Source organism: Polaromonas sp. P1_F2, assembly GCF_056405735.1.
In genome coordinates this window covers 755899-777535 of sequence record NZ_JBFUBN010000001.1, presented here as the reverse complement: position 1 = coordinate 777535, position 21637 = coordinate 755899, and the positions used below count along the sequence as shown (strand labels likewise).

19 protein-coding genes and 2 tRNA genes are annotated in these 21637 nt (G+C 64.4%); 12 read left to right on the top strand and 9 right to left on the bottom strand.

Annotated elements, in window-relative coordinates:
• Nucleotides 1-10: 10 nt before the first annotated feature.
• Both serB and mfd read right to left on the bottom strand, forming a co-directional pair.
• The gene (gene serB / locus AC1D0O_RS03820; RefSeq protein ID WP_477652210.1) at nucleotides 11-721 is read right to left on the bottom strand and encodes a phosphoserine phosphatase SerB; all 711 of its coding nucleotides are present in this window, start codon (nucleotides 719-721) and stop codon (nucleotides 11-13) included.
• A complete protein-coding gene (gene mfd / locus AC1D0O_RS03815) occupies nucleotides 718-4224 on the bottom strand; it encodes a transcription-repair coupling factor (protein WP_477652209.1) in 3507 nt (1168 codons plus the stop codon). The genes serB and mfd overlap by 4 nt, the downstream gene beginning before the upstream one ends.
• A 136-nt stretch (nucleotides 4225-4360) precedes the next feature.
• Here mfd and ispD point away from each other — a divergent pair, with 136 nt between their 5' ends.
• Nucleotides 4361-5092 (top strand): 2-C-methyl-D-erythritol 4-phosphate cytidylyltransferase, encoded by a 732-nt coding sequence (gene ispD, locus AC1D0O_RS03810; RefSeq protein WP_477652208.1) that lies wholly within the window; start codon nucleotides 4361-4363, stop codon nucleotides 5090-5092.
• A 38-nt stretch (nucleotides 5093-5130) separates the two neighbouring features.
• Complete coding sequence (gene ispF / locus AC1D0O_RS03805) at nucleotides 5131-5613, top strand: 2-C-methyl-D-erythritol 2,4-cyclodiphosphate synthase (RefSeq protein ID WP_477652207.1); 483 nt, start codon at nucleotides 5131-5133, stop codon at nucleotides 5611-5613.
• A 20-nt stretch (nucleotides 5614-5633) separates the two neighbouring features.
• Here the strand turns inward: ispF and AC1D0O_RS03800 are convergent, their stop codons facing one another.
• From AC1D0O_RS03800 to AC1D0O_RS03790, 3 genes are all read right to left on the bottom strand, one after another.
• Nucleotides 5634-7010 (bottom strand): sensor histidine kinase, encoded by a 1377-nt coding sequence (locus AC1D0O_RS03800; RefSeq protein ID WP_477652206.1) that lies wholly within the window; start codon nucleotides 7008-7010, stop codon nucleotides 5634-5636.
• Nucleotides 7011-7251: 241 nt separating this feature from the next.
• Nucleotides 7252-7989: an osmolarity response regulator transcription factor OmpR gene (ompR, locus tag AC1D0O_RS03795; RefSeq protein ID WP_007866319.1), complete on the bottom strand. Its 738-nt coding sequence runs from the start codon at nucleotides 7987-7989 to the stop codon at nucleotides 7252-7254.
• Between the two features lie 134 nt (nucleotides 7990-8123).
• The gene (locus AC1D0O_RS03790) at nucleotides 8124-8402 is read right to left on the bottom strand and encodes a hypothetical protein (protein ID WP_477652205.1); all 279 of its coding nucleotides are present in this window, start codon (nucleotides 8400-8402) and stop codon (nucleotides 8124-8126) included.
• Between AC1D0O_RS03790 and AC1D0O_RS03785 the strand changes: the two genes are divergently transcribed.
• Entirely contained in the window at nucleotides 8402-9118 is a 717-nt protein-coding gene (locus AC1D0O_RS03785; protein ID WP_477652204.1) for an SIMPL domain-containing protein, read from the top strand. The two genes, AC1D0O_RS03790 and AC1D0O_RS03785, sit on opposite strands and share 1 nt — an antisense overlap.
• Before the next feature lie 40 nt (nucleotides 9119-9158).
• Here AC1D0O_RS03785 and AC1D0O_RS03780 read toward each other — a convergent pair whose 3' ends face one another.
• Nucleotides 9159-9620 carry a multidrug/biocide efflux PACE transporter gene (locus tag AC1D0O_RS03780; RefSeq protein WP_477652203.1) on the bottom strand — a complete coding sequence of 154 codons (462 nt, stop codon included), beginning with the start codon at nucleotides 9618-9620 and terminating at the stop codon, nucleotides 9159-9161.
• A 129-nt stretch (nucleotides 9621-9749) separates the two neighbouring features.
• On the opposite strand from AC1D0O_RS03780, the gene AC1D0O_RS03775 reads away from it, so the two are divergent.
• Entirely contained in the window at nucleotides 9750-10655 is a 906-nt protein-coding gene (locus AC1D0O_RS03775; RefSeq protein WP_477652202.1) for a LysR family transcriptional regulator, read from the top strand.
• 66 nt (nucleotides 10656-10721) lie between these two features.
• Here the strand turns inward: AC1D0O_RS03775 and AC1D0O_RS03770 are convergent, their stop codons facing one another.
• Complete coding sequence (locus AC1D0O_RS03770; RefSeq protein ID WP_477652201.1) at nucleotides 10722-11342, bottom strand: outer membrane beta-barrel protein; 621 nt, start codon at nucleotides 11340-11342, stop codon at nucleotides 10722-10724.
• A gap of 223 nt (nucleotides 11343-11565) precedes the next feature.
• Between AC1D0O_RS03770 and AC1D0O_RS03765 the strand changes: the two genes are divergently transcribed.
• Genes AC1D0O_RS03765 through AC1D0O_RS03755 form a run of 3 tightly spaced genes read left to right on the top strand, consistent with a single transcriptional unit; the run spans nucleotide 11566 to nucleotide 14591 of the window.
• Nucleotides 11566-12411, top strand: coding sequence for an N-formylglutamate amidohydrolase (locus tag AC1D0O_RS03765; RefSeq protein ID WP_477652200.1), 846 nt, complete (start codon nucleotides 11566-11568; stop codon nucleotides 12409-12411).
• Between the two features lie 45 nt (nucleotides 12412-12456).
• Nucleotides 12457-13497 carry a histone deacetylase family protein gene (locus AC1D0O_RS03760; RefSeq protein ID WP_477652199.1) on the top strand — a complete coding sequence of 347 codons (1041 nt, stop codon included), beginning with the start codon at nucleotides 12457-12459 and terminating at the stop codon, nucleotides 13495-13497.
• Nucleotides 13497-14591: an NAD(P)/FAD-dependent oxidoreductase gene (locus AC1D0O_RS03755; RefSeq protein ID WP_477652198.1), complete on the top strand. Its 1095-nt coding sequence runs from the start codon at nucleotides 13497-13499 to the stop codon at nucleotides 14589-14591. Before AC1D0O_RS03760 ends, AC1D0O_RS03755 begins: the two co-directional genes overlap by 1 nt.
• 16 nt (nucleotides 14592-14607) lie before the next feature.
• Here the strand turns inward: AC1D0O_RS03755 and AC1D0O_RS03750 are convergent, their stop codons facing one another.
• The gene (locus AC1D0O_RS03750; protein WP_477652197.1) at nucleotides 14608-15390 is read right to left on the bottom strand and encodes a 3-hydroxybutyrate dehydrogenase; all 783 of its coding nucleotides are present in this window, start codon (nucleotides 15388-15390) and stop codon (nucleotides 14608-14610) included.
• Nucleotides 15391-15508: 118 nt separating this feature from the next.
• Here AC1D0O_RS03750 and AC1D0O_RS03745 point away from each other — a divergent pair, with 118 nt between their 5' ends.
• The 5 genes from AC1D0O_RS03745 to rimO all read left to right on the top strand — a co-directional run bounded on the left by AC1D0O_RS03745 (nucleotide 15509) and on the right by rimO (nucleotide 21322).
• Nucleotides 15509-16420: an alpha/beta fold hydrolase gene (locus AC1D0O_RS03745; protein ID WP_477652196.1), complete on the top strand. Its 912-nt coding sequence runs from the start codon at nucleotides 15509-15511 to the stop codon at nucleotides 16418-16420.
• A gap of 29 nt (nucleotides 16421-16449) precedes the next feature.
• Nucleotides 16450-18711: a RelA/SpoT family protein gene (locus AC1D0O_RS03740; protein WP_477652195.1), complete on the top strand. Its 2262-nt coding sequence runs from the start codon at nucleotides 16450-16452 to the stop codon at nucleotides 18709-18711.
• 182 nt (nucleotides 18712-18893) lie between these two features.
• A tRNA-Val gene (locus tag AC1D0O_RS03735) sits at nucleotides 18894-18970 on the top strand.
• Between the two features lie 277 nt (nucleotides 18971-19247).
• Nucleotides 19248-19739, top strand: coding sequence for a polyhydroxyalkanoate synthesis repressor PhaR (gene phaR, locus AC1D0O_RS03730; RefSeq protein ID WP_477652249.1), 492 nt, complete (start codon nucleotides 19248-19250; stop codon nucleotides 19737-19739).
• 173 nt (nucleotides 19740-19912) lie between these two features.
• Nucleotides 19913-21322, top strand: coding sequence for a 30S ribosomal protein S12 methylthiotransferase RimO (gene rimO, locus AC1D0O_RS03725; protein WP_477652194.1), 1410 nt, complete (start codon nucleotides 19913-19915; stop codon nucleotides 21320-21322).
• Nucleotides 21323-21454: 132 nt separating this feature from the next.
• Here rimO and AC1D0O_RS03720 read toward each other — a convergent pair.
• A tRNA-Leu gene (locus tag AC1D0O_RS03720) sits at nucleotides 21455-21539 on the bottom strand.
• Nucleotides 21540-21637 lie beyond the last annotated feature (98 nt).

Sequence of the window (21637 nt, the reverse complement as noted above, 5' to 3'; positions counted from 1 at the left end):
TGTGGGCGCCTCAGCTGAAAAGCTCCAGCAGGCGGTCCAGGCCGCCTTCGTTGATGGCCACCATGGCCTGCTCGCGCACGCGCGGCTTGGCATGGTAGGCCACCGAGAGGCCGGCCACGCCCATCATGGGCAGGTCGTTGGCGCCGTCGCCCATGGCAATCGCCTGCAACGGGTTGATGCCCAGCTTGCCGCAGGTCTCCAGCAGCATCCTGCGCTTCTCGTCGCCGTCGCAGATGTCGCCCCAGGGCTGGTCCACCATGCGGCCGGTGAGGAAGCCGTCCTCGACCTCCAGCACGTTGGAGCGCGTGTAGTCGATGCCAAGCTCGTCGCGGACACGGTCGGTGAAGAAAGTGAAACCGCCGCTGACCAGCAGCACCTTCATGCCGGCCTCCTTGCAGGCGTGCACCAGCTCGGCGGCGCCTGGGTTGAGCTTGAGGCGCTCATGGTAGACCTGGTCCATGCTGGCCACGCTGACGCCCTTGAGCAGGGCCACGCGCTGGCGCAGGCTCTCCTTATAGTCGGCGATCTCGCCGCGCATGGCGGCCTCGGTGATGGCCGCCACCTCGGCTTTGCGGCCGGCGGCGTCGGCGATTTCATCGACGCATTCGATGTTGATGAGGGTTGAGTCCATGTCGAAGGCGATCAGCTTGAAGTCGCCGAGCTTCAAATCGGGCGTGGAGACGTTGACGACAAGGCCGGGAGAGATTTCTGCGGGGGTCATGCGGGAGTGGCTTCCGTGGTGGGCGTGGTGGGCGTAGTGGGTGTTCCGAGTGAACGCAGGACGTCGCGCACCATCTGGGCGCGGTCCTTGGGGTTGTCGAGCTCGCGCTCTATGCGCAGCTTGTCGTTGCCAGCCAGCCGGATATGCCGGTTCTTCTGGATCAGCTGCATGATGGCCATGGAGTCGATGGGCGGGTCCTTCTTGAAGGTGATGCTGATGGCGCCGGGGGCGGCATCGACCTTGACCACGCCGTAAGGCCTGGCGATCACGCGCAGGCGGTGCACGTCGATCAGCGTCTGCGCCTGCGGCGGCAGCTTGCCGAAGCGGTCGACGATTTCCTCGAGCAGCGCGTCGATCTGGTCGGTGTTCTTGGCCGTGGCCAGTTTTTTGTAGAAGGACAGGCGCAGGTGCACGTCGCCGCAGTAGTCGTTGGGCAGCAGGGCCGGGGCGTGCAGGTTGATCTCGGTGGTCACGCTGAGCGGCGAAAGCAGGTCCGGCTCGCGCCCGGCCTTGAGGGAGGCCACGGCTTCGCCGAGCATTTCGTTGTAGAGCTGGAAGCCGACCTCCAGCATGTTGCCGCTCTGGTTTTCGCCCAGCACTTCGCCGGTGCCGCGGATTTCCAGGTCGTGCATGGCCAGGTAAAAACCCGAGCCAAGTTCTTCCATCTGCTGGATGGCCTCGAGCCGCTGGCCGGCCTGCTTGGTCAGGCCCTCGATGTCGGGCACCATCAAGTAGGCATAGGCTTGGTGGTGGCTACGGCCCACGCGGCCGCGCAGCTGGTGCAACTGCGCCAGGCCGAACTTGTCGGCACGGCTCATCACGATGGTGTTGGCGGTCGGCACGTCGATACCGGTCTCGATGATGGTGGAACACAGCAGCAGGTTGTAGCGCTGGGCGATGAAGTCTTTCATCACGCGCTCCAGCTCGCGTTCGGGCATCTGGCCGTGGGCCACGGCGATGCGCGCCTCGGGCAGTATCTCTTCAAGTTTCTCGCGCCGGTTCTGGATGGTTTCGACTTCGTTGTGCAGGAAGTAGACCTGGCCGCCACGCTTCAGTTCGCGCAGCACGGCCTCGCGGATCACGCCGTTGTTCTCGCTGCGCACAAAGGTCTTGATGGCCAGGCGGCGCTGCGGCGCGGTGGCGATGACGCTGAGGTCGCGCAGGCCTTCGAGCGCCATGCCCAGCGTGCGCGGAATCGGCGTGGCCGTCAGCGTCAGCACGTCGACCTCGGCGCGCATGGCTTTCATGGCCTCTTTGTGGCGCACGCCGAAGCGGTGCTCCTCGTCGATGATCAGCAGTCCCAGGCGCTCGAACTTCACGTCCTGGCTCAGCAGCTTGTGCGTGCCGACCACGATGTCGACCGTGCCGTCGGCCAGGCCCTTGATGGCAGCCGTGATTTCCTTGCCGGAGCGGAAACGGCTCATCTCGGCGATCTTGACCGGCCACTTGGCGAAACGGTCCACCAGCGTCTGGTAGTGCTGCTCGGCCAGCAGGGTGGTGGGCGCCAGCAGGGCCACCTGTTTGCCGCCGGTGACGGCGATGAAAGCGGCGCGCAGCGCGACCTCGGTCTTGCCGAAACCCACGTCGCCGCAAACCAGCCTGTCCATGGGCCGCGGGCTGATCATGTCCTGGATCACGGCGTGGATGGCGGCGCGCTGGTCGGCGGTCTCTTCAAAGCCGAAGTTGTTGGCAAAGGTTTCGTAGTCGCCGGGCGAGTAGCGGAAGGCATGGCCTTCGCGAGCGGCGCGGCGGGCGTAGATGTTGAGCAGCTCGGCGGCCGAGTCGCGGATCTGCTCGGCGGCCTTGCGTTTGGCTTTTTCCCACTGGCCGCTGCCCAGCTTGTGCAGAGGGGCTTCCTCGGCGCTGACGCCGGTGTAGCGGCTGATCAGGTGCAGCTGGCTGACGGGCACGTAGAGCGTGGCCTTGTCGGCGTATTCGAGGTGCAGGAATTCCTGCAGCAGGGGTGTGCCGTCGGCATTCACGCCCTGGCCCAGATCCATGTTGATCAGGCCGCGGTAGCGGCCTATGCCGTGGGCGCTGTGCACCACCGGGTCGCCGACGTTGAGTTCCGAGAGATCCTTGATCAGCGCTTCGACATCGCTGACCTGTTCCTGCTTCTTGTTGCGGCGGCGCACCGTGACGCCCGCCGCGAACAGCTCGGTCTCGGTGATGAAGTCAATGCCTTCCTCTAGCCAGCTGAAGCCGGTGTTCAGCGCCGCGGTGGCGATGCCGAGTTTTTCGTCGCTGGCCTGGAAGTCTTCGAGGGAATCGAAGGCGGGCGGGCTGACGCTGCTGGCGCGCAGGAAGTCCAGCAGGCTTTCGCGCCGGCCCTCGCTTTCGGCCAGCACCAGCACGCGGTGGGCGGTGTTGCGCACATGGCCCTTGAATTTGGCCAGCGGGTCTTCGGCGCCGCGCACCACGGCCATTTCGCCGAGCTTCTGGAACTGGGCGTTGTCGGCCACGTCTTCGACCGTTGCCCGAATCGCCAGTTGCGCATAGTCGTTGGCGCGCGCGTAGAACTGCTCGGTGCCCAGGAACAGCGATTCAGGCGGCAGCGCCGGGCGGTCGGGCGCGTCGCGCACCAGCCGGTAGCGGTCCTTGGTGTCTTGCCAGAAGCGCTGGAAGGCCGGCTCCAGGTCGCCGTGCAGCACCACGGTCGCGTCATTGCCGAGGTAGTCGAACACCGTGGCGGTTTCTTCGAAGAAGAGGGGCAGGTAGTACTCGATGCCGGCGGTGGCCACGCCGTTGCCCATGTCCTTGTAGATGCGGCTCTTGGTCGGGTCGCCATCCAGCAGTTCGCGCCAGCGGCTGCGGAACTTGGCGCGCGCATCGTCGTCCATGGGGAATTCGCGGCCGGGCAGCAGGCGCACTTCGGGGACGGGATAAAGGCTGCGCTGGCTGTCGGGGTCGAAGGTGCGGATGCTGTCGATCTCGTTGTCGAACAGGTCGACGCGGTAGGGCACGGCCGAACCCATGGGGAACAAATCGATCAGCCCGCCGCGCACTGCGTATTCGCCGGGGCTGACGACCTGGGTGACGTGGCTGTAGCCGGCCAGCGTGAGCTGGGCCCTCAGGCGCGTTTCATCGAGCTTTTGCTTGACCTTGAAGTGGAAGGTGTAGCCGGCCAGGAAGCTGGGCGGCGCTAGCCGGTACAGCGCCGTGGTGGCGGGCACGATGACCACGTCGGCGCCGGTTTCCTTGTCGCGCTGCTGGATGCGCCACAGCGTGGCCAAGCGCTCGCTGATCAGGTCCTGGTGCGGCGAGAAGGTGTCGTAGGGCAGGGTTTCCCAGTCGGGGAACAGCGCGCAGCGCAGCTCCGGCGCGAAAAATGCGATCTCGTCCATCAGGCGCTGGGCCGTGGTGGCGTCCGAGGTGATGATGGCGGTGAGCTTGCCGGCGGCTTTTTCGCGGCTGCCCAGGCGTGCCAGCAGCAGGGCATCGGCGGAACCGGCGGGCTGGGGCAGGGTGTAGCGTTTGCCGGAGGCGAGTGGAGGTAGATGCATTGAGCGGTGCGCGGCTGGCCAGGTTTTCAACAAGTCAATCGGAAAATCATTCGGCAAAAGGCAGGCACCCCAAACCATCCGGAGTGGGGTGCCTGCGTGTGTTCAATCCCTTGATTTTAGAATCTATGATGAAGTTATGACGACAAGCCGCGCCAATATCCATTCCGAGTCCCGTTTTTTTGCCCTGATCCCCTGTGCCGGGCAGGGCAGCCGTGCCGGCACGGTCCAGGCCAAGCAGTACCAGGTGATCGCCGGACTGCCCATGGTGCGGCACACCGTGGAGGCTTTTCGGGCGCTCTCAGGAACTTTTGCCGCGCTCTGGGTGGTGATTTCGCCGTTCGATCAGGAGTTTTTGAGCGTCTTTCCCGATTACAAGCAGCCCAACGAGCACTTGCTGCCGGGCGGCGGCGCGACACGGGCGGCAACGGTGCTCAACGGCCTCAAGGCCATGGTGGCGCAGCCCGGCGGTGCCACGCTGGACGACTGGGTGCTGGTGCATGACGCCGCGCGCTGCCTGGTGATGCCCGAACAGATCGAAGCCCTGATTGCCGCCTGCCGCGACGATGCCGTGGGCGGCCTGCTGGCGCAAAAACTGCCGGACACGCTCAAAAGCGAGCGTGGCGGCCGCGTGGCGAGCACCATAGACCGCAGCGAAAAATGGCTGGCGCAGACGCCGCAGATGTTCCGCATCGGCATGCTGATCGACGCGCTGGAGAAAACCGGCGACCGCGTTACGGACGAGTCCAGCGCGATGGAGGCGGTGGGCCTGGCGCCCCGGCTGGTGAGCAGCAGCGCGGAGAACTTCAAGGTCACCTATCCGGAAGATTTCGCGCTGGCGGAAGCGATTTTCGGGCGGCGCGGCAAGTAGTCCCCGAGTCCCATCACAACTCCGACAAAAAGGCATCCATGAGCAGCGTCAACTTTCGAATCGGCGAGGGCTGGGACACGCATGCGCTGGTGCCCGGGCGCAAACTGATCATCGGCGGGGTGGATATCCCTCATAGCGTGGGCCTGCTGGGGCATTCGGATGCCGACGTACTGCTGCATGCGATCACCGACGCCTTGCTGGGCGCTGCGGCCCTCGGCGACATCGGTTCGCACTTCCCCGACACCGATGCGCGTTTCAAGGGCGCCGACTCGTCGGTGCTGCTGGCGGAAGTGGGGCGCCTGCTGAAGGAGCGCGGCCACAGCATCGCCAACATCGACAGCACCGTGATCGCCCAGGCGCCCAAGTTGGCCCCCTACATCGCGGCCATGCGGGCGAACATCGCCAAAACCCTGGGGCTGGAGGTGGGGCAGGTGAACGTCAAGGCCAAGACGGCCGAGAAGCTGGGCCCGGTCGGGCAGGGCCTGAGCATGGAAGCCCGCGCGGTGGTGCTGATTTACTGAGCGGCTTCCCGAGGGGAGGCCTAGCTCCGGCGCAGCTTGATGTGCGCGGCCAGTCCGCCCGAACCGGTGTTGGCCAGGCCGAACACGCCGCCCATGCGGTGAATGGTTTTTTCGACAATCGCCAGGCCCAGGCCCGCGCCGGTAGCCGCCGTGCGCGCCGCATCGCCGCGGAAGAACGGCCGCGTGAGCTTGGACAGGGTTTCGGGCGCCACGCCCATGCCGTGGTCGCGCACCTTGATCAGCACCCACTGGTCGCGGCTCTTGGCCGCGATGTCCACCAGCGCGATGCCGGTTTCAGGCGTCTTGCCGTAGCGCCTGGCGTTTTCCAGCAGGTTGGAGATCACGCGGGACAGCTCGACCTCGTCGGCCAGGACCGCCATGTCGTCGGGAATGGCGACGGTCACGCGCATGTCTTCGTAGTCGGCCACGGCATACACCGCGGCATCGACGACGGCATTGAGCGAAACGCGCTCCAGCCGTGGCGGCTCGGGCCGGGCGTAGTCGAGGAACTTATCGATGATGGCGTCGAGCTGGGTGATGTCGGCCGCCATGTGTTCGCGGGCGTCGGCGTCGGTGACGCTCATCTCGGTTTCCAGGCGCAGGCGCGCCAGCGGCGTACGCAAATCGTGCGAAATGCCGGCCAGCATGATGACCCGGTCCTGTTCGATCTTGGAGAGCTGCTCGGCCATGCGGTTAAAGCCGATGTTGACCTCGCGGATCTCGCTGGTCGCAACTTTCTCGTCGAGCAGGCTGGCGTCGAAATCGCCGTCGCGCATGCGGCTGGCCGCGAAGGACAGCTGCTTGAGCGGCCGGTTGATCAGCCTGGCGATAAAGGCCGCGCCCGCGAGCGACAGCACCGCCGCCGTGATCAGCCAGATGACCCAGGTGCTGTTGCGGGACGGGCCTATCTTGGAGGGGTCGGTGAGCAGCCAGTAGGAGTCGCCGTCGATGGCAAAGCCCACCCACAGGCCCTTCTGGCCGTTGACGCTGCTGGCCACGACGGTGCCGTTGCCCAGCCGTGCCTTGAGTTCCTCGGCGGTGCGCTCGCCCAGCTCGTCGCTCTCGAACAGCTCGAACTTGTCCTTGGGCTCACGTGGCGTGATGCGCACGCGTTCCTCGTCGGCCAGGGTCTTGATCAGCGAGACGCGGGCGATGGCGTCGGAGTAGCGCAGGGCGGCCCGGCTCAGGTTGACCAGCGAGGCCAGCTGCTGCGCGCTCTGGATGGCGCGCGGCTCGGATTCGAGTGCCCGGAAGGTCTGAAGCCAGGCCACGATGGAGCCGAACAGCAGCAGCGACAGGAAGAAAAACGTCCGCCAGAACAGGCTGAAGCCGCGCCGCGGGCGCATCTCCAGCGGTGCCGGGGCGGTTTCAAGGGGGACCGGGTTGGTGGCGTCCATAAAAAGTGGGTACGTGCCGCGAGTGCAGGCGATCAATCGATCATGGACGTTAGCACGATAAGCCTGCGCGGCAGCAGGCATGCTGTTGCCGCCTGTTGCGGGCACACGTCGTGTCCAGGCGGCCTCCACTGGCGATGGAATTCTTCAAGCCAGCATGAGCCGCGGAACTGGCTTTGCCAGGCCGCAGGCGGGCGGCCCCCTCGGGGGGCAGGGAGCTACACAAAGTGAGCGACCGTGGGGGCTAGTTAGTGCCGTCCGGCACGAACACGTAGCCAATGCCCCAGACCGTCTGGATGTAGCGGGGCACCGCCGCGTCCACTTCGATCAGCTTGCGCAGGCGGGAAACCTGCACGTCCAGGCTGCGGTCGAAGGGTTCGAACTCGCGGCCGCGGGCCAGCTGCGCCAGCTTTTCGCGGGACAGCGGCTGTCGCGGGTGGCGCACCAGGGTTTTCAGCATGGCGAATTCGCCGGTGGTCAGCGGCAGTTCTTCGCCGTTCTTGTGCAGGGTACGCAGGCCCATGTCGAACGAGAAGGGGCCGAAGGTGATGACTTCCTGGTCGCTGGATGGGGCACCGGGCACTTCGGCTGTCGGCCGGCGGCGCAGCACCGCGTGGATACGGGCCAGAAGCTCGCGGGGGTTGAAGGGCTTGGCGAGGTAGTCGTCGGCGCCGACTTCCAGGCCGACGATGCGGTCCACGTCCTCGCCTTTGGCGGTCAGCATGATGATGGGGGTGCGGTCGTTGGCGGCGCGCAGCCGGCGGCAGATGGACAGGCCGTCTTCGCCGGGCATCATCAGGTCCAGGACGATCAGGTCGACGGCATCACGCAGCATGATGCGGTTCAGGGCCTTGCTGTCTTCGGCCAGGATGACTTCAAAACCCTCCTGGGCCAGGTAGCGGCGCAGCAGGTCGCGGATGCGGGCATCGTCGTCAAGAATCAGGATTTTGTCGGCACGGGCGTTGGGTTGGGCTTGGGTCATAGTCGTCTGGTAATTTGTAACAGAGCCATTTTGAAGGCTGAAAACACGCGATGTCTCGTTTTTCAGTCACTTTGACACACTGTTACATAAGTTGCGGCTGCATGCACGCACGGGATTTGATTGTGGAAATCCTCCTACACCTGCCGGGAAAAGAGCATGTGAAAATCGCGGCCCACGCGTTGTGCGAAACGCCGGCACTTCCTCAAAACGGCCACTTGCCAAGCCGGAAAAATCCGGCGGACCGAGCGGCTACCGGCGAGCACGTGGCAGGCACGACTTGCCAAATCCCCAAATTCCTGGCCTTTATTCCTGGCCTCTCCAACCCCTTTTTGTTTTCTTTTTCGTTTCATGTCTTTCCCGGCTGCACAACTGTGGCCAAAAGCAAGATCAACCACCTGAAAGGTAAATTCCAATGCGAACTTCCAAATCGATTGCTGTCTGTGTCCTGCTGGCGGGCGCTGCCATCGCCTCCAGCGTGATGGCCCAGACCATGCGCCCTGAAACCCTACAGAACGTGGCCCAGCTGTCGGCCACGGGCTCTGTGGAAGTGCAGCAGGACCTGCTGTCAATTTCCCTGAGCACCACGCGCGACGGCACCGATGCCGGCGTTGTGCAGACCCAGCTCAAACAGGCGCTGGATACCGCGCTGGCGCAGGCCAAGCAGGCGGCCGCGCCGGGCCAGATGGACGTGCGCACCGGCAACTTCAGCCTCTACCCGCGCTACGGCAAGGACGGCAAGATCAACGGCTGGCAGGGCTCCACCGAACTGGTGCTGGAGGGAAGGGACTTTCCGCGCATCACCGGCACGGCGGGCAAGATCCAGACCCTCACCATGAGCAACGTGAGTTTTGCCCTGAGCCGCGAACAGCGCGCCAAGGTGGAGGGCGAGGCCCAGGCGCAGGCCATCGAGCGCTTCAAGGCCAAGGCCGGCGAAGTGGCGCGCAGCTTCGGCTTTTCGAGCTATAGCCTGCGCGAAGTCTCCATCAACGCCAACGACCAGAATCCGCCGCCGCGTCCCCGCATGATGGCGATGTCGGCCAAAGCCGAAATGGCCGATGCCAGCGTTCCGGTCGAAGCCGGCAAAAGCACGGTGCTGGTCAACGTGTCGGGCTCTGTGCAGATGAAATGACGGAGACGGGGCGGTGCAGGCTGCCCCCGGATTGGATCGCTCAGGCCGCCGAGGCGCAGGCCTTCTGCTTCTGGCGGCGCTTGCGGGCGACGACCTTGGCACGCAGGTGGTCGTATGCCCAGTTGAAGCAGAAGGTATAGGGCAGGAAGAACAGCACGATGGCGATGTCCAGTACAAAGGCTTCCCAGAGGCCGATGTCCAGCCACCAGGCGGCCAGCGGAACCACTGCGATGATCAGGCCGATCTCAAACAGCACGGCGTGCACGGCGCGGGCGCCCAGCGTGCGCTGAAAGCCCATGCGTTGCTGCGCCTGGTCGAAGAGGGCGTTGAACACCATGTTCCAGCTCATGGCCATGAGCGAAACCATCAAGGTCAGCAGGCCCATGTGCGCCAGCGAATAGCCAAGAAGCCAGGCGCCCAGCGGCGCACAAATGGCGATGGCCAGGATTTCGAACCCCAGGGCGTGGAAAAAGCGTTCCTTGACTGATTTCTGCGGACTCACGGTGCACTTCACTTTCTGCTTGATGTCGGCCCCCAAGCTTGATATCGGGTGGCGATGACTGTATTTTCATCGCTATTTTGGATGGATTAAAATCAATAATCATCTATTAAACAGATAAAAAGCCGCGCCATGCGCCATTCCCCGGAAGCACTGACCGCCTTTGCCGAAGCCGCCACCCTGGGCTCGTTTTCGGCTGCGGCCCGCAAGCTAGGCAAAAGCCAGTCGACCGTGAGCACCGCGATCGCCAACCTGGAGATCGACCTGGGCATCACCCTGTTTGACCGCGGCACCCGCAAGCCGGCGCTGACGGAGCATGGCCGGGTGATGCTGGGCAAGGTGCAGGAAATCCTGGCCGCCAGCGACCGGCTGGACCGCGCCGCCAGCCAGTTGGGCGGCGGCATGGAGCCTAAGCTCAGCGTGGTCTGGTCGGACACCTACCAGTCCGACCGATTTGAGGAAATGCTGCTGGCTTTTGAGCAGCGCTTTCCCGACCTTGAATTCGAATGCCTGATTGCCGAGCACGGCGACCTGGTCTCGCTGGTGCAGACCGGGCGGGCGCACATCGGCGTGGTGGCCGCGCAAAACGCTTACCCGCCCGACATCGGCTCGGCCACGATTGCCGAGCAGTCTGAAATCACCTTGTTCGTCGCCACCGCCCATCCGCTCGCCAGCCTCAAGGACCTGACGCCGGACCTGCTGACCGACTACCGTGAGCTGCGGCTGGATACCTATATAGAGCAGGGTGCCCAGGGCCTGCCCCAGTCGCGCCGCGCATGGTCGGCGCCCAGCTATCTCATGCTGATGGAAATGGCGGTGCTGGGGTTTGGCTGGGCGGCGATTCCGCGCTGGATGGTCACGCGCTTTGCCACCGGCAAGTTGGCGGAGCTCGACGCGCGCGGCTGGCCGCGGCGGGTGCCGGTTGATGCCGTGTGGTCGCGCCAGCGCCCTCTGGGGCGTGCCGGCACCTGGCTGTTGCAGGAAATGCTGGCGCCTGCGGGGCCCGCGAACCCAGGCGGGAGCCTGCCGGAGATGTGAAAAAGCCCGCGGCCTGTGACGGCGTGCGAGCTGGTGGCGGGCGCGGCGGGCGCGCCCGGAGGCCTATCAGAAGCGGTAGCGCAGGCCCAGGCTGGTGGTGCTGACGCGCTCCTTGCCGGTGCCGACGAACTTCAAGTCATGCTCGTCCCATGCCAGCACGGCCGACAGGGCCGGGGTGAAGGCCCATTCGGCACCTATGCCGTAAGAGATACCCCAGTTGCTCTCGCTGCCGGAGGCGAGGCCGGAAGCCGGCAAGGCGGACACGCGGGTGTGCCCGTAGGTCGTGCCGACCTTGCCCAGCAGGTTGAAGGAGTTGCTCAGCGGCAGGCGGCCGACCAGGCTCAGGTTGATGCCTTGCGCCTCTGTCTGTCCGCCGCCGCGGTTGGCCTTGCCGAAATCGGTATAGCCGAGTTCCAGGCCGAAGTTGTTATTGAAATAACTACCACCGTAGAGGTTGTACGAGGTGTCCTTGTTGTCCGAAGGGAAGGCGCCTGCGCCACTGGGCAGCGAGAAGTCCGATTGGCCCACGTTAAGGCCGAAATATCGCGAGCCCGGTGCATAAAACGAATAGTTGCTGCTCGACATGCCGGAGCTGGACGTGGAGCTTTGCGCTTGTGCGCCAGTGGCTGCTGCCAACGCGGCGACGGCCAGTACGGTGGCTGAAAAGGTTCGGGTCAATGATGGCATGTTGCTTCCTTCAAGAGATGAATGGACGGCGTCACGCTTGTGGCGAAACAGCCGCGTGTTGTTGCTTTCCGTCGTGAAATTTAAGGGCCGTGCGGGCCCATTTTTGTGGGTGCAACAGTTAAATCCCTGTAGGACAAACGGAAGTTTGCGCGCGGCGCGCGGCGGGGGCACATGGCCTTGCGGGATCGCTTGCGCTGATTTTTGCGGTGCTAAAGTCAAGGCCATGCAGCTCATTACCCACCTGCCCGGAAGCACCCCGCTGGTCCTGGATTCTCCCCACAGCGGAACGGTGTACCCGGCGGATTTCAGGCACGCTTGCGCGCTTGCCGTGCTTCGCAGCGCCGAAGACACCCACGTTGAAAAGCTCTACGACTTTGCCCCCGGCCTGGGCGTGCACTGGATTGAGGCGCACTTCCCGCGCAGCTACCTCGATGCGAATCGCAACACCACCGAAATGGACGTGAGCTTGCTGGACGGCCCCTGGCCCGGGCCGGTGGAGACCGACCCCAAAATATTGTCCAAGGTACGCCTGGGCAAAGGCCTGATCTGGCGCACCACCGATGAAGGGGTACCGCTGTACGACCGCAAGCTGGGCGTGGCGGAAATCCAGGCGCGCATTGAACAGTGCTGGAAGCCTTACCACGCGGCCGTCGCGCGGGCGATTGATGCCGCCCACGGGCAGCACGGCTACAGCATCCACATCAATTGCCACTCCATGCCCGCGGTGGCGTCCAGCAGCGCCACGGATTTTCCGGGTGAGGCGCACGCCGACTTCGTGGTGGGCGACCGCGAAGGCACGACCGCCGGCAAGGCCTTGTCCAGGCTGGTGTGCGAGCACCTGAAGGCGCGCGGCTACAGCGTGGCTTACAACCATCCCTACAAAGGCGTAGAACTGGTCCGGCGCTACAGCCGGCCGGCCGAACACCGGCACAGTATCCAGCTGGAGATCAATCGCAAGCTCTACATGGACGAAAGCTCCTTCGCGCTGGCGCCGGGCGCCGAACCGCTCAAGGCCAGCTTGCGCTCGCTGGTCGAATTGCTGCTCAAGACCGACCCGCGCAAGCTCTGAAACCTGTCAGCGGTCGCCTGCACTTTTTACCCAGGTACGTTCACCATGCTCACCTTTTTCAGCGACAGCCATCACGCCCATGCTCCGCAGTACGAATTTTTCCGCGGCGAGCGTGTGCCCTGTTTTGAAACGCCGGCGCGTGCCGAGTACGTCAAAGCCCGGCTGAGCGAGCGCGGCCACGTCCTGCGCACGCCGCATGCCGACAGCCGCGGGGTGCTGGCCAAGGTGCACACCGCCCGCTACCTGGCGTTTCTGGAGCATGCCTGGCGCGATTGGGTTGCATTGGAAGACGGCAACGATGGCCGCCAGCCTTTTCCCTCGGTATGGCCGGTACGCACCTTGCGCAGCGACGTCGAGCCCGTCAATTTCACCGCGCGGCTTGGCTTGTATTCGATGGACAACGGCTCGCCGCTGTCGGCCGGCACCTGGCAGGCCGCCAAGGCCGGCGCGGACGCCGCCGCCAGCGCCGCGGCCTTGCTGGGCAGCGGCAGTGAGCGCGCCGCCTTTTGCTGCAGCCGCCCGCCCGGCCACCATGCAGGGCCCGATTTCATGGGCGGCTATTGTTTCCTGAACAACGCTGCCGTGGCGGCCCAGGCCTTGCGCGACGGCGGCGCGGCGCGCGTGGCGGTGCTCGACGTCGATTACCACCACGGCAACGGCACGCAAAGCATTTTTTACCATCGTGCCGACGTGCTCTTCGTGAGCGTGCACGGCGACCCCATGACCGAGTACCCGTTCTACCTGGGCCATGCCGACGAGACCGGTGCGGGCGAAGGCGCAGGCTTCAACCTGAACCTGCCGCTGCCGGCGGGCTGCACGATGCCGCGCTGGTTCGAGGCGCTGGAAGCAGCGTGCCTGCGCATCAACACCTTCAGCGCCGACGCGCTGGTGGTGTCGCTGGGGCTGGATACCTTTGCCGAAGACCCGATTTCCAAGTTCGCGCTGCAACCCGGCGACTTTATCCGCCTTGGCGAACGCCTGGGCAAGCTGGGCCTGCCCACGGTGTTCGTGCTGGAGGGCGGCTATGCGGCCGCCGCGCTGGGCACCAATGCCGTCAACGTCATTGAAGGTTTTGAAGGCCGCTGATGGACAAAGTCGATTGCGTGGTGATTGGCGCGGGCGTGGTGGGCCTGGCCGTGGCACGCGCGCTGGCGCTGCGGGGCAGGGAAGTGATGGTGCTGGAGGCCGCCGATGCGATAGGCACGGGCACCAGTTCGCGCAACAGCGAGGTGATCCACGCCGGCATCTATTACCCGCAAGGCTCGCTCAAGGCGAAGCTGTGCGTTGAAGGCAAGGGCTTGTTGTATGCCTACTGCGCCGAGCGCGGCATAGGCCACAGGCGCTGCGGCAAGCTGATCGTGGCAACAAGCGAGGCCCAGGTCGCGCAGCTGCAAGGCATACGCGACAAGGCAGCCGCCAACGGCGTGAACGACCTGGTGCTGCTGACGCGTGAGCAAGCCCTTGCGCTGGAGCCGCAACTCGAATGCGTGGCCGCGCTGCATTCGCCCAGCACCGGCATTGTCGACGGCCACGGCCTGATGCTGGCACTGCAGGGCGACCTGGAGAATGCGGGCGGGCTGGTCGCGCTGAGTTCGCCGCTGGCGCGGGCTGAGTGCCAGCCGGCGGCGATTTACCTGGTAGCGGAGGACGGCACTGAACTCGAGGCCACCACCGTCGTCAACGCCGCGGGCTTGCAGGCACAGCACCTGGCCGCGCGCTTTGCGGGCCTGCCCGCGCAGCATGTGCCGCCCAGCCATTACGCCAAGGGCAACTACTTCACGCTGCCGGGGCGCTCTCCGTTCAGCCGCTTGATCTACCCGGTGCCCGAGGCCGCGGGCCTGGGCGTGCACCTCACCGTGGACATGGGCGGCCAGGCCAAGTTCGGCCCCGACGTGCAATGGGTGGATTCGCCCGAAGACCTGGTGGTGGACCCGGCGCGCGGCGACGCTTTTTATGCCGAGGTGCGCAAGTACTGGCCCGCGCTGGCCGACGGCGCGCTGACGCCGGGCTACGCCGGCATACGCCCCAAGATCCAGGCGCCGCACGAAGCGGCCAAAGACTTCTTGATCCAGGGACCGCGCGATCACGGGGTGGCGGGCCTGGTCAATCTTTTCGGCATTGAATCGCCGGGGCTGACGAGCTCGCTGGCGATAGGCGACTACGTGAGCCGGATGCTGTAAGGGGAAGCGAAGGCGCTTACTGCGCCGCCCAGCCGCCGTCCATGTTCCAGGCCACGCCGCGCACATTGTTGCCGGCCGGCGAGCAGAAAAACACCGCCAGCGCGCCCAGCTCTTCGGGCGTGGTGAACTGCATGGAAGGTTCTTTTTCGCCCAGCAATTGTTTGGTGGCGGCCTCGTTGCTGATGCTGCCGGCGGCGGCTTTGGCGTCCACCTGTTTTTGCACCAGCGGCGTGAGCACCCAGCCCGGGCAGATCGCGTTGCAGGTGACGCCGGTGGTGGCGTTCTCGAGCGCGGTGACCTTGGTCAGGCCGACGATGCCGTGCTTGGCTGCGACGTAGGCGGATTTTTCGGCGGAGCCGACCAGGCCGTGGACCGAGGCCACGTTGATGATACGGCCCCATCCCTTGCCGCCGTTGGCCGCCAGCATGGCGGGCAGGGCCAAGCGGGTGGCATGGAAGGCGCTGCTGAGGTTGATGGCGATCACGGCATCCCATCGTTCGACCGGGAAGTTCTCGACGCGGGCCACATGCTGGATGCCGGCGTTGTTGACCAGGATGTCGACCTGGCCGAACTGCGCGGCGGCGTAACGCATCATGTCCTCGATGTCGGCGACCTTGCTCATGTCGGCGCCGTGGTAAGCCACGCGCGCGCCCAGCGCTTCCACTTCGGCCTTGGGGCCGTCCACATCGCCGAAGCCGTTGATGACGATGTTGGCGCCTTGCGCCGCCAGCGCCTTGGCGATGCCCAGGCCTATCCCGCTGGTCGAGCCGGTGACGAGGGCTGTTTTACCTTTGAGCATATTGTTTCTCCGGATGATTTACGATGGTTGAACTGGGAGACCGGGCCTCGCGTTGTGCACGCCGCGCCTGGTTGATTTCTCAAGCAATTATCAAGCCTTTGAATTGAACTGCCGCGCCATGACCCAACCTACGCTGAACTACGTAAATTGCCCCGACGCCTCGGGCGGCCACCGCATGGCGTACTGGCAATGGGGCAGGCCGGACAGCGAGCACCTGGTGGTGTGTGTGCACGGCCTGTCGCGCCAGGGGCGCGATTTCGACACGCTGGCACAGGCCTTGTCCGAGCAGGCGCGGGACGGCATACGTGTGGTCTGCCCCGACGTCGTGGGCCGCGGCGAAAGCGACTGGCTCAAGGAGCCCATGGGCTATCAGTTGCGCACTTATGCGGGCGACATGCTGGCGATGCTGGGCCAGTTGCACGCCCAGGCGCCAGTTACCTCGTTGGACTGGGTGGGCACCAGCATGGGCGGGCTGATCGGCGTGGCGGTGTGTGGAACGCCTGACTTGCCCCTGCCGGCGCCGGTGCGTCGCCTGGTACTTAATGACGTGGGGCCGGCCATCGAGTGGCAGGCCATCGTGCGGATCGGCACCTATCTGGGCCAGGCCGGCCATTTCGGGTCGGTGCAGGAGGCGGCCGATGCGATGTGGGCGATTTCCCAAAGCTTCGGCCCGCACACGCCCGAGCAGTGGCTGTCGCTGTCACGCCCCATGCTCAGGCGCGTCTCGGACGCCGCCGATGCCCAGTGGCGGCTGCATTACGACCCGGCCATTGCCGTGCCTTTCAAACTGGAAACCGAGGAGTCCGCGCGCCAGGGTGAAACCATGCTCTGGCAGCTCTACGACAATATCAAGGCTGAAACCCTGGTCATACGGGGCCAGCAGTCCGACCTGCTCAGCATCCAGACAGCCCAGGCCATGACGCAGCGCGGGCCGCGCGCCCGCCTGGTGCAATTTGCGGGAGTGGGACACGCGCCCACTCTGGTTGCCGCTGACCAGGTCGCCGCCGTGGCGGGATTTCTGCTGGGCTGAGGCCCGCCAACTTATTTGACTGAAGTTTCATGAAAAGCAATGTGGTCGGGCCCGGTGGCCCGACAGCCTCCCAGGGGGCGAACGCCTCCATCGTGACCGCCACGGCCGACAGCCTTCCGGACCAGCCGCATGCGCTGGCCCGGGCCCGCGCGTTCGCCGAGCCCCTGATCGCCACGGAAACGCACGACACGGGCGAGAACATCCTGGCGCACGCCGATGCGGTTGCCTCCATCCTGAAAACCATAGGCGGCTCGGAAGCCATGCAGGCGGCCACCTATCTGGTCTATGCGTGCCAGCACCTGACCAAGCCGCAGGAAGTGATCACCAAAGCCTTCGGCGCCAACTATGCCGCGCTGGCGATGGAGACCACCAAGCTGGTGCAGGTGCAACGCCAGGCGCGCAGCGCCAATGCGAAGGCGCAGTTGCTGGACGACCCGGCCGCCCAGACCGAGAACGTGCGCAAGATGCTGCTGGCGTTTTCGCGCGACCTGCGAGTGGTGATGCTGCGGCTGGCGTCGCGCCTGCAGACCCTGCGCCACTATGCCGCGACGCGGCAGGCCGCGCCGCTGTCTTTGGCTTATGAGTCGCTGCACGTCTTCGCACCGCTGGCCAACCGACTGGGCATCTGGCAGATCAAATGGGAAATGGAAGATTTGGCCTTCCGCTTCCTGGAGCCCGAAACCTACAAGCAGACGGCGCGCCTGCTCGATGAAAAGCGTGTGGAGCGCGAGGGCTTCATGGAAGCCCTGCGCGCGCAGCTGGAACGCGAACTGAACCAGAACGGCATCGCCGCACTGGTGCAGGGCCGGCCCAAGCACATCTACAGCATCGTCAAGAAAATGCGCGGCAAGTCGCTGGACTTCGAGCAGGTCTTCGACATCCGCGCGCTGCGCGTGATCGCCGCCGACGTGAAGGGCTGCTACGCGGCACTTGGCTTCGTGCATTCACGCTTCACACCGGTGGACGGCGAGTTCGACGACTACATCGCCAAGCCCAAGACCAACGGCTACCAGTCACTGCACACCGTGGTGCGCGACGACGCGGGCAGGGCGGTGGAAATCCAGGTGCGCACCCAGGCTATGCACGACCACGCAGAGCACGGTGTCGCCGCGCACTGGGCTTACAAGGAGGCCGGCACCAAGGGTTATGGCGGGGTCTCGGCCAGCAGCGAATACGACGCCAAGATCGCCGTGCTGCGGCAGTTGCTGGCCTGGGAGCGCGATCTCTCGGGTCCCGCCGCCCAACGCGCGCGCGATGACAAACAAGGGCTGTTTGAAGACCGCATTTACGTGCTGACGCCTGACGCCGCCATTGTGGAGTTGCCGCAAGGCGCGACCACGGTGGACTTCGCCTACAGCGTGCACACCAGCCTGGGCCACCGCTGCCGCGGCGCGCGCATCGACGGTGTCATGGTGCCGCTCAATACACCGCTGCAGAACGGCCAGACCGTGGAAGTCATCACCGTCAAGGAAGGCGGGCCTTCGCGCGACTGGCTCAACCCCGAGTTGGGCTTTCTGTCCAGCCACCGTGCGAAATCCAAGGTGCGCGCCTGGTTCAACGCGCTGGCGATGGAGCAGACGGTGGCCCGGGGCCGCGAGGCCGTCGAAAAACTGCTGCAACGCGAAGGCAAGACGGCGATGAAGCTGGACGACCTGGCGGCGCAGCTCGGCTTCAAGGCGGCGGAGGATTTGTTTGAGGTCGTGGGCAAAGACGAGTTGTCCCTGCGCACGATAGAGAACATGCTCAGGCCGCCCGAGCCGGTGTTGAGCCAGGACGATTACGTGCTGGCAAAAAAGGCGCGTGCGCCCAACGCGAATGCAAAGAAGGCGGGCGGCGGTGTGCTGGTCGTCGGCATGGGATCCCTGCTGACGCAACTGGCCAAGTGCTGCAAGCCCGCGCCGCCTGATGAGATCCTTGGCTTTGTCACCAAGGGCAAAGGCGTCAGCATCCATCGCAGCGACTGCAGCAACTTTCGCAACATGGCGGCCGGCAGCCCGGACCGCGTGATCGAGGTGCAATGGAATTCGCCCAAGACGCCCGACGGCGCGGTCTACCCGGTGGATGTCGCCGTCGAGGCGGCCGACCGGCAGGGCCTGCTGCGCGATATTTCCGAAGTGTTCGCCAAGGAAAAAATGAACGTGATCGGCGTGCAGACGCAGTCGGTGAAAGACAATCGCGGCGGCACCGCCTGGATGACCTTCACCGTCGAAGTCGCGCAATCAGGCCGCCTCAACCAGGTGCTGGGCATCGTGGCCGAAGTGCCGGGCGTGCGCTCGGCGCGCAGGCGCTGAGTGCACCTCTCGCGGCAAGCAGCGAGCGAGTGTAGGAGGGCTGTATCCCACACCAGTAGGGGCCGCGGAACCGGCTTTGCCGGGCCGCAGGCGCAGCGGCCCCTCGGGGGCAGGGAGCTACACGCAGTGAGCGACCGTGGGGCTAAAAATAAATGCTATACTGCTAGCTTCGAACAGTCCTTAGGCGCGTAGCTCAGCTGGTTAGAGCACCACCTTGACATGGTGGGGGTCGTTGGTTCGAGTCCAATCGCGCCTACCAATTCCCTCAGAATGGTTCCTGTCCAGGCTTTCGCATCCACGGTGATGCGGGGCCCATCACACAGGGTAAACCAAGGGGATTGAGTACATCAGAATTCCTAGAATGTATGGAACTCCGGCATCTCAATGCCGGCCGTCATTCAGAGGAGAAATCAGTGCCAAAAAGCAAATCCACCAGCCCGGCATCCAGCCTTCCGCCTTCACAGGGCGAAGCGGCTGCCGACGGCAATTCCGGCGCCAAAAGCGGCCGGTCTGCCGGCAAGGCTGCGGCGTCTCGCGTGATCAAGAAATACCCGAACCGCCGGCTCTACGACACGGAAACGTCGACCTACATCACGCTCACCGAGGTTCGCCAGCTGGTGATGGACAGTGCTGATTTTGTGGTGCGCGATGCCAAGACCAACGAAGACCTGACGCGCAGCATCCTGTTGCAGATCATTCTTGAAGAAGAGAGCGGCGGCGAGCCCATGTTCACCGAAGCGGTGCTGGCCAACATCATCCGTTTTTACGGCAACGCGATGCAGGGCTTCATGGGCGCCTACCTGGAAAAAAATGTCCAGAGCTTCATGGATCTGCAGGTCAAGATGGCCGAGCAGTCCAAAGGGCTGAGCCCTGAAATGTGGGCGCAGTTCATGAACGCCCAGTCGCCCATGATGCAAGGCATGATGGGCACCTATGTGGAGCAATCCAAAACCGTTTTCACGCAGATGCAAGAGCAGATGCAAAAGCAGAGCGAGCAGATGCTGCAGGCCTTCGGCCTTAAAAAGTAGGGAATCGCCATAAATCCAATTTCCGGGCGCATGGCGGCGTTGCGCAGTGCTCGGAGTCCTCATGCACCGCAAGTGCATTCCGGTTCCTGCGCTCCGGGCGCCTTGCCCTGCATCCCGGCAATTGAATTTCTGGCGATCCCCATCAATCTTGCCGCCCTGAGACAATAGACCCCATGAGCGAAGTTATTTCCCCATCCTTACCCGTCAACAGCAAGGCCGCGCCGCGCGTCGGTTTTGTCAGCCTGGGCTGCCCCAAAGCCCTGACCGACTCCGAATTGATCCTCACGCAATTGAGCGCCGAGGGCTACCAGACCTCCAAGACCTTTGAAGGCGCGGACCTGGTGATCGTCAACACCTGCGGTTTCATCGACGATGCGGTCAAGGAAAGCCTGGACACCATCGGCGAGGCCCTCGCCGAAAACGGCCGGGTTATCGTCACGGGTTGCCTGGGTGCCAAGGCGGGCGAGGACGGCGGCAACCTGGTGCGCCAGATGCACCCCAGCGTACTGGCCGTGACCGGTCCGCACGCCACGCAGGAGGTCATGGACGCAGTCCACCTGAACCTGCCCAAGCCGCATGATCCTTTTGTAGACCTGGTGCCCAACGCCTTCGGCATTGCCGGCATCAAGCTCACGCCCCGGCATTACGCCTACCTGAAGATCAGCGAAGGTTGCAACCACCGCTGCACCTTCTGCATCATCCCCTCGATGCGCGGCGACCTGGTGTCGCGGCCCATAGGCGACGTGCTCAATGAGGCGCGTGCACTGTTTGAGGGCGGCGTGAAGGAGTTGCTGGTGATCAGCCAGGACACCTCGGCCTACGGAGTGGACGTGAAATACCGCACCGGATTCTGGGACGGTAAACCCGTCAAGACGCGCATGCTGGAGCTGGTGCAGGCGCTGGGCGAAATCGCCGAGCCCTACGGTGCCTGGGTGCGCCTTCATTACGTGTACCCGTATCCCCGTGTGGATGAAGTGCTGCCCTTGATGGCCACCGGCAAGGTGCTGCCTTACCTGGACGTTCCGCTGCAGCATAGCCATCCGGATGTGCTCAAACGCATGAAGCGGCCGGCCAGCGGCGAGAAAAACCTCGAGCGTATTGCGCGCTGGCGCGAGATCTGCCCTGAGATCGTGATCCGCAGCACCTTTATCGCCGGTTTTCCGGGTGAAACCGAGGCGGAATTCGAGCACCTGCTGGACTTCATGCGCGAAGCCAAAATTGACCGCGCGGGCTGCTTTGCTTACAGCGCCGTGGAAGGCGCGACGGCCAACGATATTCCCGGGATGCTGCCGATGGAATTGCGTGAAGAGCGGCGCGCCCGTTTCATGGCGGTTGCCGAGGCGGTGTCCAGCCAGAAGCTTCAGCAACGCATTGGCGCGACCATGCAGGTGCTGGTGGATTCGGCCCCGGCGCTGGGCCGAAAGGGAGGCACCGGGCGTTCTTATGCCGACGCGCCCGAGATCGATGGCGTGGTCAAGCTGTTGCCGCCCGAGAAAATCAGCAAGACGCTGAAAGTCGGTGAATTCACCCGGGCCCGCATCGTCGGAACCCAGGGCCATGACCTGATTGCCGTACCTGTTTGATTAAGACCGCGGACGAAAAGCCGGACCTGAAGATGGGGTCCGGCCACAAAAAAAGCCACTGGGTCACAGTGGCTTTAATCTTGCTTTCTTCCAGAGCTCGTTTCAGAGTCTGGCAAAGCTGTTTGGTGTATCTGGTGCCCGGGAGAGAACTCGAATCTCCACATCTTGCGATACACGGACCTGAACCGTGCGCGTCTACCAATTCCGCCACCCGGGCACAGCTAGCAGTGTACCATTACTTGAATGCTTTCTGAGGCCTCGGCCCGCAAATTTTCCTGAAATATTTCGGCTGCATACTCAAAGCCAGCAGCCTCC

Bases quoted from the DNA above. Each gene is read 5' to 3' on its own strand.
- AC1D0O_RS03745 (WP_477652196.1), top strand. From the start codon at position 15,509: ATGACCCAACCTACGCTGAACTACGTAAATTGCCCCGACGCCTCGGGC.
- AC1D0O_RS03785 (WP_477652204.1), top strand. From the start codon at position 8,402: ATGCGAACTTCCAAATCGATTGCTGTCTGTGTCCTGCTGGCGGGCGCT.
- AC1D0O_RS03775 (WP_477652202.1), top strand. From the start codon at position 9,750: ATGCGCCATTCCCCGGAAGCACTGACCGCCTTTGCCGAAGCCGCCACC.
- AC1D0O_RS03760 (WP_477652199.1), top strand. From the start codon at position 12,457: ATGCTCACCTTTTTCAGCGACAGCCATCACGCCCATGCTCCGCAGTAC.
- AC1D0O_RS03800 (WP_477652206.1), bottom strand. From the start codon at position 7,010: ATGGACGCCACCAACCCGGTCCCCCTTGAAACCGCCCCGGCACCGCTG.
- mfd (WP_477652209.1), bottom strand. From the start codon at position 4,224: ATGCATCTACCTCCACTCGCCTCCGGCAAACGCTACACCCTGCCCCAG.
- AC1D0O_RS03740 (WP_477652195.1), top strand. From the start codon at position 16,450: ATGAAAAGCAATGTGGTCGGGCCCGGTGGCCCGACAGCCTCCCAGGGG.
- ispF (WP_477652207.1), top strand. From the start codon at position 5,131: ATGAGCAGCGTCAACTTTCGAATCGGCGAGGGCTGGGACACGCATGCG.
- ispD (WP_477652208.1), top strand. From the start codon at position 4,361: ATGACGACAAGCCGCGCCAATATCCATTCCGAGTCCCGTTTTTTTGCC.
- ompR (WP_007866319.1), bottom strand. From the start codon at position 7,989: ATGACCCAAGCCCAACCCAACGCCCGTGCCGACAAAATCCTGATTCTT.
- AC1D0O_RS03750 (WP_477652197.1), bottom strand. From the start codon at position 15,390: ATGCTCAAAGGTAAAACAGCCCTCGTCACCGGCTCGACCAGCGGGATA.
- AC1D0O_RS03765 (WP_477652200.1), top strand. From the start codon at position 11,566: ATGCAGCTCATTACCCACCTGCCCGGAAGCACCCCGCTGGTCCTGGAT.
- AC1D0O_RS03755 (WP_477652198.1), top strand. From the start codon at position 13,497: ATGGACAAAGTCGATTGCGTGGTGATTGGCGCGGGCGTGGTGGGCCTG.
- serB (WP_477652210.1), bottom strand. From the start codon at position 721: ATGACCCCCGCAGAAATCTCTCCCGGCCTTGTCGTCAACGTCTCCACG.
- rimO (WP_477652194.1), top strand. From the start codon at position 19,913: ATGAGCGAAGTTATTTCCCCATCCTTACCCGTCAACAGCAAGGCCGCG.
- AC1D0O_RS03770 (WP_477652201.1), bottom strand. From the start codon at position 11,342: ATGCCATCATTGACCCGAACCTTTTCAGCCACCGTACTGGCCGTCGCC.